General features: G+C 55.6%; 9 protein-coding genes. 4 read left to right on the top strand and 5 right to left on the bottom strand.

Features of this window, described 5'->3' with window-relative positions; all coding sequences use genetic code 11:
- Positions 1 to 349 precede the first annotated feature (349 nt).
- Complete coding sequence (locus P5W99_RS10945; protein WP_434660719.1) at positions 350 to 991, bottom strand: hypothetical protein; 642 nt, start codon at positions 989 to 991, stop codon at positions 350 to 352.
- Between the two features lie 238 nt (positions 992 to 1229).
- Between P5W99_RS10945 and P5W99_RS10940 the strand changes: the two genes are divergently transcribed.
- The 4 genes from P5W99_RS10940 to P5W99_RS10925 all read left to right on the top strand — a co-directional run bounded on the left by P5W99_RS10940 (position 1230) and on the right by P5W99_RS10925 (position 6398).
- Entirely contained in the window at positions 1230 to 2096 is an 867-nt protein-coding gene (locus P5W99_RS10940; RefSeq protein ID WP_434660717.1) for a hypothetical protein, read from the top strand.
- A gap of 87 nt (positions 2097 to 2183) precedes the next feature.
- On the top strand, positions 2184 to 3461 hold the full coding sequence (locus P5W99_RS10935) for a hypothetical protein (protein WP_434660716.1): 1278 nt from the start codon (positions 2184 to 2186) through the stop codon (positions 3459 to 3461).
- Position 3462: 1 nt separating this feature from the next.
- Positions 3463 to 5835: a hypothetical protein gene (locus tag P5W99_RS10930; protein WP_434660715.1), complete on the top strand. Its 2373-nt coding sequence runs from the start codon at positions 3463 to 3465 to the stop codon at positions 5833 to 5835.
- A gap of 113 nt (positions 5836 to 5948) precedes the next feature.
- On the top strand, positions 5949 to 6398 hold the full coding sequence (locus tag P5W99_RS10925) for a hypothetical protein (RefSeq protein WP_434660713.1): 450 nt from the start codon (positions 5949 to 5951) through the stop codon (positions 6396 to 6398).
- 428 nt (positions 6399 to 6826) lie between these two features.
- Here the strand turns inward: P5W99_RS10925 and P5W99_RS10920 are convergent, their stop codons facing one another.
- The 4 genes from P5W99_RS10920 to P5W99_RS10905 are packed head-to-tail and all read right to left on the bottom strand — an operon-like array spanning position 6827 to position 12737.
- Positions 6827 to 7267: a hypothetical protein gene (locus tag P5W99_RS10920; RefSeq protein WP_434660712.1), complete on the bottom strand. Its 441-nt coding sequence runs from the start codon at positions 7265 to 7267 to the stop codon at positions 6827 to 6829.
- A 46-nt stretch (positions 7268 to 7313) separates the two neighbouring features.
- A complete protein-coding gene (locus tag P5W99_RS10915; protein ID WP_434660710.1) occupies positions 7314 to 7991 on the bottom strand; it encodes a hypothetical protein in 678 nt (225 codons plus the stop codon).
- Positions 7976 to 11389 carry a hypothetical protein gene (locus P5W99_RS10910; RefSeq protein ID WP_434660708.1) on the bottom strand — a complete coding sequence of 1138 codons (3414 nt, stop codon included), beginning with the start codon at positions 11387 to 11389 and terminating at the stop codon, positions 7976 to 7978. Before P5W99_RS10910 ends, P5W99_RS10915 begins: the two co-directional genes overlap by 16 nt.
- Positions 11382 to 12737 (bottom strand): tyrosine-type recombinase/integrase, encoded by a 1356-nt coding sequence (locus P5W99_RS10905; protein ID WP_434660706.1) that lies wholly within the window; start codon positions 12735 to 12737, stop codon positions 11382 to 11384. Before P5W99_RS10905 ends, P5W99_RS10910 begins: the two co-directional genes overlap by 8 nt.
- Positions 12738 to 13099: the final 362 nt, after the last annotated feature.

The raw sequence follows: 13099 nt of genomic DNA, 5'->3' as shown, positions 1-13099 counted from the left end.
CTTAGTCCTGGCTTCAGCGACGATTCGACACTTCTCGGCCGATTCGGCTTGTACTTGGCGGCGCATGGCCAGTTCGCGCATGCAGTCGAGAAATGTGAGTACGCACGATGCCACCGGGCGTGCTCGAGTATCCAGGATTTTCCAAGTTTGTGGGCGCTGTGTTCGTCGTTGATGCCCAGCAGGAACTGGTCCATGTGCGTCTTCGGCATGGCTCTCCCAGTTTCCCCGGGAGCCTTCATCTCCTCTGCGACGCCGGTCTCAGAGGAGTTTTTCTTTGCCCGCAGGGGCTGGTGCCAGGCAAAAAAGGCCCGCTTCCTTCGGACGCTCAGATGCCCGGTTTCGTAGCGCGTTACGCCGCCTGCGGAAAAGGCACAGCGCCAGGAGAAGACTTACCCCGGCCCAAGTAGAAAGCCATTGCCTCGATGGCACGAACGGCCGACACTTCGTAGCCAAATGTCGCGAGAGCCCATCTTTGCGCTCGCTCCTTGAGCTCTGGCGCTACAGCCTGAATAGCCGCCGCCCACTCCAGATAGCGACGCACCGCTGTTGGCAGGTACGCCAGCCGTGTCGTCGTTTCCGGCCAGTACGCGGCCTCAAGGTTCGAGTCGAACATGGGTGCCGTCGTCGGGCGCTCCCAGTGGATGAACTTCGACGCAGCGACGAGCGAATTCGACAGGCAACTGGACGCCACCGGCATCAGCGCTTCAAGGCTGGCGTCTGCGTTGAGCAGCCCGACCAGTTGCTCGATTGCGGCCTCGTTGTGACTCTTGGGTGAGCAGGGCATCCACCCGTAGACGGACGTGAAACGCCGCGCGACTTCCTCGACAGTCCAGCACCCCGCCTCCACCCGCCGGCCTTCACCGGCCAGCAAATGAGGGTAGCTGAACACATAGAAGTCCTTGATACGCGAGGTCTCAGTCGGGGTACGACGGATAAGCCGCTCGAGTTCAAGGGTGAGCTGTTGAATCTTGGTTTGGGACAACGCTTTCATGGAAAAGCTCCTTTTGAAAATGAACAGGGGCTCTCCTTTCGTCGACGAGAAGCATACCGCAACATGGGGTAGTACAAGCAAGCACTTTCTGCTGGGGAGTAAACGGGGGCTTCTTCACGCCGCAGCCCGGTCAAAGCCACAAAAGCAAACCCCGGTCTTTCGAGACCGGGTTGAATTCAATGTTCAGTAACGCGAGAGCACGCCCGCGTCCCCCAGCAGCAGAATCGGGCGGTCGCGCGTGTCGCCCTGGGTCACATATTTCAGCATCCGTATCGCGAGAATCTTCGCCGGGGCGGTGTACCAGGAAGAACGTCTTCTCGACGCTGCATTCGACGCCGCACGCGCCGACGTATGGGGCGACCCACGGGTAGAAGCACGGCGCGACCGCCTCTGGAAGATTGAAAAGGCCAACGCCGCTTTCCGCGTAGGCACCCCCGACGAGAAGCTGACATTTCTCGAGGGAAAGCTGGGCAAGCCGGTCACGGCGTGGCCGGCCATCCTTGGGCACCACGTGCGGGGTGCCTCCGCTATCAAGGTGTCCACGCGCATCTGGCAGGCTGATGTGTTCCGCAGGCACATCCTTGGGCAGCGCGCGCGGCACGCGATTCCGACGGTGAGTGTCGAGCCGGTGGCCGGCTGGTTGATTCAGCGAAACGACATTGCGTCGACCTCGACCTCCGTGCGTGTCGCCGTCTGGGATTTTCTTTCTGCGCTTGAGCGTGTGGACTATCTGCGCCGGCGCACGCGGCAGGAGTTCGTAATCGTTCGGGACGTACTGGGGAACGACAGGGAAGTGCCAAGCGCGGAGGCCAAAGCCCGGGTGCTGGAGGCTGCCACCCACGGATACCGCTGGGCGCGTGGCGGCGCCGATACATCGCAATTCTGGTCTGCCGTGCGCAAGACAGGCGTTCATGTTGCGCCCAGCGAGGCGACGCTGCTCCTGAGCGCGTGGCAAGTCCCAAGACTCCGGCCGGGGACTGAGGCGGGCTACGCTAGGAGCGTCGCGGAAACGTTGCGCATCTCCGTCGAGAAGGCCGCTGAGCTTCTGGAGCCGGCCGGCGTGGTCGTGCGGGCTGTCGCTTACGCCTCCCGAAATTGCACTTAATGATTCCGGCGACAGACTCACGGAGAGCCGGCACCTAGTAAGATGACGTACCTCACAACCGTACATTTTGCCAGCAGTTCAAACGAAATGGACCTGACCAAAGACATATCGCTGGAAACTCTGGAGGAGCGCCTCTTCGCCCTGCGGCGTGACACGAGTCAAACGCTGCAGCTCGTCACGGCGCCTCCGAGACCGACACCATTTTGCGTCGAGGCGATGACGCTCCAGTACATAGTCACGGTAGCGCGCAATGTTGGTGAACAACTTGTTTCGCGTTTCATGGACCTGTCAGTTTCTAGCGAACACCTCAACGACGTGTTGCGGAAGTCATTTGGCAACCCGCACGTACTTGTCGCGTGGGTGATGGCACGTGCGGCGGAGGATTCGGGTGGCGCCAGGATTGAACGGAACGTCGCTGCTCACTTCAATTCGTATCTGGATGCGATGGAGTCGTACGACTTCATGAACACGCACGAGACTGCCGAGCTGAGGGCTAACCTAATCTGCGTGCAGCGCGCGCAGCGCGAATATGTGCGTTCGCTCTACGCCCAGGTGGATGGTCGCAATGTCATGCGGCCATACCCGGAAATTCGGCTGGTGGTGCAAGACATTCTGAGCCAGCTCGCCCCACAGTGGAACGGCCAGCAGCTGCGCGAAATTGCTGGCCCATTGGCAAGCCTTGTGCGTGAGCTGATGGAAAATGCTGACTGGTGGGCTCGCACGGATGTGAACGGTGGCCTGTATCACAACGGAGTTCGAGCCGTCACATTCCGCTTGGTCAAGCTTGACCACGACAATCAAGAAGTGTTTGCCGGCGCCAACAGTCACCTCCAAGCCTATCTGGCCCAAATCCTCGGGGAGAGCTCAAAGAGGACACAAGGTGACCGGCCACATCGGACGTTTATCGAGATGTCTGTCGTCGATTCAGGGCCGGGCCTCGCAAGGCGTTGGCTTTCGTCGAAAGAGGATTGGCAGCCCGGTCAGGACCCTCTGGAGGTCAATGATATTGAAGCGGAGAGTCGCGCTATTGCGGAGTGCTTCAAAAAATGGCGTACATCGTCGAGCGATGCGAACCGCGGGGTGGGGCTCTTCTCCATTGCTCGTATTTTGCGAGAGCGAAATGGATTCATGCGTCTGCGCACTGGAAGGCTCGCTTATCTCTTCGGTACCGAGTCGGCGATTCGCAATGTTGCGTCACAGGCGTCAAAGGCTCATCGTGAAGATGACTATGTTTGCTTGAAAGACGGTACCCACGTGTTCTTCGAGGGAAACGACGTCAACTTCTTTTTGCGCCCGTGGAGCGAGCGCGAATGTGCCATCGCTGAAGGGACAGCGTATTCGATTCTGTTGCCGGTGAAGAGCTAACATGGAAGCATTTTCGGTCTCGTCAAAAGCGTTCCCCGGTCCGCATTCGACGCTTGTATTGTTTCTGGGAAGCAGAACTCTCGACAGCGCAGAGATTGAGGCGCTGTTTATCAGCTGGGCAAACACTCACATCGTTGAGCCAGAAATCATAGTTATCGGGGAACAAGCAAAGGTCCTCGAGTTTCTGGTGCAGAACACGCGCGGCGAGAGGGTCGAGGGACTGGAGCGGCTAACTCGACATAGTGTTATGCGGTTCGCTGGCTACAACGGCGCCGGGCAGGTGCTTGAAATGACGAAGGACGGAGCTAAAGCGGACGTCGACCTCACTGAGTGCTACCGGAAGGCCGTCGCAGAGCGAATCGGACAGGACGTCTGCGATGGCGACATCGTCGTACCGGCGCCGCCTAACTTCTGGTTCGAGAAGCTCTCCGGTCGGTACGCCAGCCACTTTATTCGAGCAGAGTCCCTGCTGCAGAGCACCGCGACAATTGAGTTGCTGGCACTCGCCCTTCTTAAGCCATTTCATGACTGGTGGGTCGGCCAGAAGCCGAGCCAACGCGCCCGGACGAGTCTCTACATTGACACGATGGGTATCTGGCCGCTAGCAGAGAAGCTGACACAGCTTCATTGCTGTGAAGGCCGCAACGGCACCGAATACATTATCGAAAGCTTCAAATCCTACGAGGGTCTCGATAAATGGACGCCGCTCGGGCGCGCGGCATTCGTGCTCATTTCGGCTTCTACGTCGGGTAGCCTGGAGGCGAAAGTACGTGAGCGCTTAAGTCCCGCTGCGATTCACGTCTATACGCTCATCAGACTAAAAGCTGGAGAGAGCGCTACAGCCGTGAACGGCAGCGGCGTATTGTATGAACTCCCTGCCAAGCTTTCTGGCGTGCCCGCATTGAACGAGATGCGCAGTGAGTTCGTATCCGCCGCGAAGTCTCTGCCGTTGGGGGACGAAAGCATTCAGATATCAGGCGAGCGCTTCTTGAGCCGGTACGCGAAGCCTCGATTGGTTCGACTTGTGTACAAGGCGCTATCCGAGAACACTCGTAGCGCACTGGCTGAACTCGCGCAGACAAATCGGCTCTCGGCAGGACAGGTGAAGTTCGACGGCGCGAGTCGTTGGTCCATCACTTTCGACGGAGGACTGACACAGAAGGCTATCGCAACGGCACCTGTGGGCAAGGTTTCACTGCTGAAGGACTGGCTGAAGAACTACGCCTTCCCCGGACCGGTGGCCGTCGTGTATCCGGCGGCCGGCGGCTCGGCATCGCGAGAGATTGCAGCCGAAGCGAGGGCTGTCGCGGACGCCGCGGCGATTGAACTCAATCAGTATCCGGGCACAGATGCGGTTGTGCTTTCCAGCGATGATTTGCTCGCAACCTCGAAGGTGCAGCAGTATCAGTTGGAAACGCGTGGATTCATTGTCATCTGTCCCGTCGTTGGCAGCGGCTTTGTGTTCAAGCAAATTGCGGCACTGTTGCGCACGATTCAGAAGTCCGGGCCACGTCTTTTTTTGAGCTATGTGGCGCTGCCCGAATCGGAAGCGCAGTTGAACCAATTGAAGCAGGACCTTTCCAGGTCGGACGCCAGCGTCTCATACACTTTCCTTTATCAACATGCATTTCCCGTTGGCAGGCTTGAGCAAGCAATCAACTGGCAGGCGGAACTGGAGATTCTGAGGCAGTTGATTGAGGATTTGAGGGAGCAACATCTCCACGTGCCACCATCGCTTGAAAAGCGTGCTTCGGACATCGAAGGCGGCGTGCCATTGGCAGGTGACAGCGTCTTCTTGCCGACACTGGCAGGCGCGGCTCCAAAGTTGTCGAGCGGATTCGCACTTTGGACCGGGAGCGACAAGATATCCGGTGACCACCTTGGTGCTGCTGTCCTGCTCACCATGGCTACGCTACTTGAGGCAACACGTTCGGCAAACAGCAAGACACCCGCGACGACGTTGGGCAAGAGCCTGTTCCAGCAGGCGCTGTTAGACCCCGAAAATTTCACTCGATATAACGATGGCGTTATTCAGGCCGCGATGCTGCGCGCCGCCTATCCCTCCGAGTTGGACTATCGTTCGCATCCGGGTGCCAGTAACGATATGGCGCGGCTCATGACGAAGTGGATTCAGCTAGCGTCGCATCCAATCGGCGATGCTGCGCCGGAGTTCTTGCTCGCAATGGCAACCGGAAAGCTACGACTGTGCCCGCATCACGAGCGCGCTGTGTTGCAGGAAGCGATGAAGGCCGAAACGGCGTCCTGGTTAAGCTTGCTGGCGAAGATTTGCTCGATTCGTTGCGGGCACGAAGGCGAGCCGGCGGAGGCTTGCGCCGCCGCATCAAGCAACTGCGAAGACGTGCGGAAAAGCTGACGCACACCAAATCCGGAAGAACAATGAAAACCTTAGTGGCACACACCTGCTACGTATATCCAGCGTTTCCGCTACTGAGTCGCGGCGCGCTTTGGCTAAGATGGCGACCGCTTATGAGTGTTCCGCTTCCTGAGGAGGCGCAAGAACGTGATGTTCATCGTGGATTTATCCTTTACTTGGCCGGTTTTAGCTTCACAGCGGTCGCGGCGCTGGCTGTGTTAGACGGGAACCTGCGCTTAAATCTGAAACTGCCGACGTGGTATGTGCTTGTCAGCTTCATCGCCCTTATTGGTTCACTCAACGTTCAGTCTTACAAGGTTACGCGCCTGCACAATCAAGTCGCCACCGGGCTCCAAGAGGCGGGTGTGTTGTCCCTCATGCTTGCCCTGATAGCATTGCTCTTCACCGCAAATTTTGGCGTGCTGTATCAATGGAGCGGCACAGCCCTCGCGTTGGGGACGTGGGCAATTGACCACACAATTCGATGGCGGCTCGACGACGCATATTTGTCGGCGCTCGCGATGAGGCGCAAGAAGGCCGCTCAAGTAAACCTATCCTATTGAGTGTCGTAGGACTCCCTCCGACGCCGCGCTACGGTGATTGATTGTGGCTCTAGGGGCACGAGCCACACGTAAGCTCAGGCGGTCTCAAACAGGCTGCACAGCCTAGATACCAACGGACGTTGTCATGAAGAAAGCAATGGCAAAGAGGATGGTGGCACGAAGAGTTGCCATCAAAAAAGGGCCTGCAGGAAAGGCCGCGGCAAAGCGTCTTCTTATGAAGAAGGCTAATCCGAAAATTTCGGTGCCTCAGAGGGCACGGAGGAAAGGGCAGGTCAACGTTGGTGCGTATGTATTTTGTGCGATTCACCATATACGCTATCCGCGTGGCGAGTCTTGTCCTAACTGCCCTTAGCGTAGTCCTGTTATGCCGGTCATCGGGTAAAGCAAAAGATGGTCGTTTCGTCCAGGGCACGAGGGCGTCCGGGCAGCTAGTCACTCGCGTCGGCAGCCTTCGGGTTTGCACGTATGCGAGCAAGTTCAGACTTCGCTTGGGTCATTCGGGTTTCTAAATCAGGCGCGTCGAACGAAGGTGGCCTGTGTGACGGGCGCCAGAGCTTAACCAGGTATTCTGCTGTAGAGCCTGGCACGTCGAGATGCTTTTCGAGACTTGAGACCTGAAGCTCGTATCGCTCGGCCTTGCTCGACGCATCGATGTCTTGGTCCCATTTGTGGGGATATATAGGGTCCTCGGCAAGTTCTTCGACCAAGTTCTCATAATCCGCGTAACCGAAGACTATCGCGGTCAGGTCAAGGGCACGCGTTTCGGTTAAGGCCAGCGGCGAAATACGTCGCAGCCGATGTGCCACACGTTGCACGTGTGAAATCGAAGGTGGAAAGAACGAGAACCACCACCCTGTGTCTTGGCTCATCTTGTTGCTCCCCCATTAGCGTCGTGTGGACGCGGTCAGTGTGACTCTACGGATTGCGGCGGCCACTTTCTTGGTTCGCCAACTTTGTGAGCTGCTGAACCGTCAGCAAATATGCCTTGTGGCCAACGGCCCATTTCATGAACTTCTTCGACTGTGTCTCGCCACCGAATTTTTGCTTCCCCGGGGCTGCCGCTCTATCGATGAACGTGCCCGCGTTGAAGTCGATTTCGAAGGTCTCGTCGGAGCGTTCGACCAGTTCGAGTATCAGCTTCCCAAGGTTCGCGAAATCCTGGTAGTTATATGTGTCCTCCGCAGAGGGGCGCATTGCAGTTTGACTGTCCGAGGCGGTGTTGATTTTCAGTGAAACCTCGCTCCTCATTTCAAGTATTTTGCGGTGCGCGGCCAACAGCTCTGCTTTGAGCTGACGAACTTTCGACAATAGGACCTCGACTGGCGCACCCTCCTCATCAAGCGCGTCAATACCTCCTTTTTGTCGGATGTAGTGCATTAGTATGAGGGTTTTGTAGGTGTCGTTTCGAGTGAGATTAGTGCGATTTATCCCCGTTTCACGCTCGATTTCGGCGACGAGTTTTCCGAACCTCGGAATCGTAACTCCTCGCTTCTTGAGCGCCGAGAGTGCAGTCTCTATGCGCTTGCGATAGTCTAATGCTCGAGGGCCGTTGACCTTATTTAGGTTCTGCGCGGCAGTCACTGAGTTTCCCATGTCAACTCCGGGTTCGAGGGGGGGCTTTGACCGATGGATGCCATAACTTGTTCGAAAGTCTCCGGCATCTCACGCATGATGACTTTCAGCATAGCTGTGACCGCAACCGCTGGGCTGGCGTTGACGACTTCGTCGCTGAATTCCGGCAGCCTAGCGCCCTTCCCCGAAAGGAGGCGACGCTTCAGTATCTTCGCTTGGATGTCGAGGGCTTCCGTATTAAAGGCTGGAAATGCACTAGCCTCGATGATGCGGGTCGCGAGTTGAAGCCCGAGGCCAGCGTTAACCGAATACTTCTTCAATTTCTTCCGAACAAGCTCTGGCTCATCTGCGAAGTAGACCACTTCGTCCTTGCCAGTGTCCTGCATTTTCTGTCGAATGGCATCGAGGGCGTCCAGCGAGTGCTTCCAGCCGAGCAATTCGTTCGCGTCGAGGTTGATGGCGTCCCACACTTGATTGATTGACGACAGTGGCTCGTCGTTTTGCTCCATGGACTCCTTCTTTGAGGTGAAGAAGACAATACGTTCGTCAAGAAAGTTGACCTTGGCTTGGATGGCTTGGATGTGGTCAACACATTTCATTGCCAGTGGACACATTCCGCATCGCTTGGTCTCTCCGGCCTTGACCACGAGCTCCTCTGGACATTGCTCCCCGACTGGACATATGTGGGTCTCACGGAAGACGATTTGTCCCATGGGATTGTTAGCGAGCAGATTGAATGCGTCCTCGGCGAGGGCGTCCAGTGTCTGGAAGCCCCACAGTGTGAAAGGACGCATGAATCCGAAAGATGAGATTGCCCGCTCTCTATCGTCCCGAAAGCTTTTGACCAAGTCTGAGTCGGATTTGTGAGCACGGATGATTGCTCCATCTTCGAGTGGCAGAAAATCGCGATATAGAGCTTGATGAGCCGATGCGAATCGCACCTTGAGGGCGTTAATTTGCGGATTGTTGTAGTAGTTCGTGGATTTGTTAGTGCTATGGCCGATTACATATCCCGTTTCACTAACCTCGAGAATTCCATAGCGATTCGTCACGAACGTTGCCCTTGACGAATGCGGCGTGGATGTCGCTCTCCAGTTTATCTCGCAGTACTTACTTCCATCGGCATACCGGATATCTTTTGACTCGCCCGGGGGCGGCTTAATATAGACGAATTGGATGAATACTTCTTCGTACATGCTGTGATAGTGTTGCTGGAAGCCGTACATCGTCTCGACCCAAATTCGCTGATAGGTCTCGTCGGAAACCGGTTTTGCGCCCTCCGCTGACCGAAATAGTGGCACTATGGGCTCGAAATGGCTGTTCTCCCGCCCTTCGTAAGCGACTGGCGTGTTGGGTGGGTCTTGGCAAAGCTTCGATTGGAAAATTTCCTCGCGCAACATGCAGGCTCGCGCTCGGTACACAATGATTGTGTCGTGCCCCGTTGTCCGCCGCTTGTCGGTATTGAGATATAGCGTGTATGTATAGTGCGACGTGGGCCCGTAGGCAAACTGAGCATCTGCTGGTTCTCGGGCGTTATCGCTGTCCCACGTGCCAATGTCGAGCCACTGAATATGCTGGAACCGCTGGCCGCACTCGTTGCCCGCGGCGCACAACCGCAGCGTTGTCAAATGCGGGACGCGCAGTTCGGTCGTCTCGCCATTTGGCCGCTTCACTTTGCGAGTCGCCCAATTGATGACTGAAGGTATCTCGGTTACAGGGTGGAATCTCCCCCGGTACCAATAGAATGGGACATAACCCGCAGAGCATGCGTCCCATGGTGTTGTGGTGCTCTCAGTCGACCGCTTGCTCGCGTAGTCATTCAGGCGATTGTCAACGGTCGACTCCAGCAGAAACTCTCCAAATGCCTCTAGGGAGTACATGTACATCGTCAGGTGACCTTCGATATCGACGGGTATCGTTATCTTGTTGGTTCGCGTTTGGCGGCTTTCCGGGAAGTTCAAATCGCCCAAGATTGGATTTTTGAATGCCCCGTCGCAGACCAGAGGGTCGACACTGAGATAGTCCGATGTGTATTCGAAGAAGTATCTCAAGGTGCGGATGACAACATTTGATGATGTATCTGATGGCCGCATTACCTTGATGAAGTCTCTCAGCGGTGTCGGATACTTGTCGATGTCGGCATGCGCAGCGGTGGTGCCGTCCAGCTGTTGCCGGACGATGTTGACAAAGAAAGGGAAGGTGGTGAATTTGTCGGGGCGGTCGGGGATGTCCACCATTCCATTCGGGAACTGCTCCTTCCACCACGGCAGATAGCAGAATAGGTAGAGAAACATTATCGAGCGTGCGGAGCGGTCAGTCCCGGACTTTTGTATGTTGCCGACGAGCTTTCTATGCGATATAAACGCATTCCACGCGCGTACCCATGGCGCAGTGACTTCGCTTGATGGTTTCGCGTGTTCGCGATACTGGTATTGCGGGACTCCATCGACACAGTCGTTCTCGTTCCAAGTGTGACGTGTAGCACAGCGAAAGTAATCGAGAATCGCCTCATTGCGTTCTTCGGCGTCGGAAAGCGAGTGAAGCTTTGCTTCTGTTTCTCGCTGCGTAGCGTCTAGAAAGTCGGCTCGAGCCTCTCGACGAGGCTTCGGAGGGGCGCGTCTAGTGCTTTTTTCAAGTTTCGGCCGCAAGGCGGCACGCTTTTCTTGTTGAAGAGGAGGATTAGCAAGATATTCTGCGAACGTGCAGTGTTCTTTGTATTTGCTTGACCACAACGATAGCTCTTTTAAATCAGGGTCGCTGTACCGGACGCGGCTGGGATGGCGCATCTGCATCTCTGCGAGGAACGCGGTCACCGGGAGGCCTGAGCCAGTGAACGAGTATGAGTATCTGCCTGTCTCGGCGAGGCTGTGTGCTCGAAGGAAGTCCGCTGCTTCGTGTATGTCGATGTCTTCGGGCCGCTTCCAGTCAGTCGCTCGAAGGAAGTGGGCAATGTACTCGGCTTTCCTATAGCCTTCCAACTGGACATCGAAGTTTTCAAGTGTCACGGAATTGACGTAATGCACCTTATTCCGAGGAAGAAAGCAGGTCGGTAGGAGGATTTGGCCGTCATCCCAGAGATGAAGGAGGACTAACCGCATGCCAGCGGTAACGTACGGAATTCCTGTGGCGGCGACTCTGTTCAAACTGTAGTCAGTAAGAGGGCCGAGTGCGCGGGCTCGTGAATGAGCACAAGTTAGCCGCAACCCCTCTTCGAGAAAGAACTTATCTAGCTTCTTCGCTCCACGCCGATGGACGCGCAGGAACATATCGCCGAACGCATACACCTCAGTGTGATGGCTTCTGCTTGTGCCCTCCTCGTGAGCGGTCGTCGCGGCGCAGACCTCGTCAACAACTGCGCCTATCTTACGTGACGACGGTCCTGGACCGACGTATTGGAGTTTGTCGGTCAGGTTAATCATAGTTGCGGCCCTCGGATGGGTCGGTCGGAAAGCGTTTCCGGTCGTCGGCTTCAAATGCTTCGCCAATGACTTTGCGGCTTACTCGGCAGTAGACTCCGGTGGAACGTGCATCGGCGTGCCCCATAGCCGCCTGCGCTTGCTCTAAAGGAAGCCGCATATCATTGGTGATGTAGTCGCCATAGAGATGACGTAGCGAGTACAACGTCCACTTCAACTCGGGGTTCCCTAGGGGGGGCGGGATGTGCGCGGCGGCACACGCAGCCTGGAATGACTTGTTTAGGGTGTCGTTTGTAACTGTGTAGTAAGGCTGCCCGCGACGGCGTGGTTCGATGTATTGGAAGAGGAACTGGTCTTTTGTGCCGAGTGGATACGGGACGAACCATTCGCGCAAATAACGGGCGGTCGCATCAAAGAATCGATGCCGAAGTGGAGCTATTAGCAACGTTTCTGCATGGGTACGCCCTTTGAAGCGTAAATGCTCCTTTTCGGTTATGGATTGCCCTAACCGACGGCTTTTCGGGTCATAGACATAAAGGCTGCCGGTGTCGACGTTGAAGTCGTTACACTGGGTGTTAAGAACCTCGCTCGGCCGTAAGCCAGGTGCCGAAATATGCAGCCAAAATGATTCGTCCCTTGAGTTTTTGGCGCTGTCCAGGACTCGCATAAATGATTCCAACGGCATGTGAACATTTTTTAAATCCTCCTGCTTTCTGAAATTTTTAGCTCCAAGGCCTCTGGGGCGCTTTATTTTTGTTTGGGTGCCTCGTATGGAGTCTGAGAGGGAGCTTTGAGTGCTGATATAGAAATTCCGGTCGCGATAATGTGGCGACTCCAGGTAGGCACGTCCTGCAAGCAATAGCGCGACGTCGTCGACCTCGTGTGTTGGGTCGTGTCGAATACGGAGTAAATCTTCGTCCACAACACGTTCGGCGGCGTTAATCACGAGATTGATGGCAGGAACGACTACGTCGAAGCTTTTGGGCTTGAGCGCCGCTTGCGGGATGACGCTCGCGAGTTGCTTTAGCCACAGGAAAGGCATGAGTGACGGTTCAGAGTGGAAGCCGAGTTTTGCTATCTCTTCTGAGCCATGGTTTAGAAACATTAAATAGCCATCGGTCAAAATTTGCCGAGTGAGCGGCGCATCGCTTTGTAATTGTGCTTCGATGCAGAAATCGATAAATTTTGCTACGGCTTGCGCGAACGTCTTTCTGGTGTTGTGCGGATTATGGATTAGCTTGATGCTGACGGCGGTAAAGGTACGTATCTCTCGCCCGTTATCTTTCAACGTCGCCCGGAAGGTATTGGCGCCGAGATACGTCGCTTTTTCAAGGTTTATGTTTCTGAGCATTTCGCGCCTCCGAAGAGAGTTATTCGAGTCTCTTTCCAGGCGGTGCTCCGATTAAATTGGGGTAAATCCTAATCTCTGAATCAACGATTTGTTAGTGGTTTCGTACAATTTTAGAAATGATTTTAGATGGAAAGTCTATTTTAGGTTTATGTTCTGTTGTTTGCACAAACAGTAGCTGTGGGGATTACATTTTTTGGTAGAGCGTTTTTGAATCGCTTGAGAGCGGAAACCTGCTTTTTGGTGGACTTATTTCGATGAGTTCTCGAACGTCGGTTGTTGAGGGCGAGGAGAGCATGGGTTCCGAGACGTTGCAAGCGAGGGCGGGCGAAAACATTAGCTAAAGTATTGCGCGGCCGGTTGAG

Source organism: Paraburkholderia sp. A3BS-1L (genome assembly GCF_051125215.1).
In the GTDB taxonomy this organism is placed as follows: Bacteria; Pseudomonadota; Gammaproteobacteria; order Burkholderiales; family Burkholderiaceae; genus Paraburkholderia.
The sequence above is the reverse complement of the archived record's forward strand: the minus strand, read 5'-3'. Positions and strand labels throughout refer to the sequence as shown.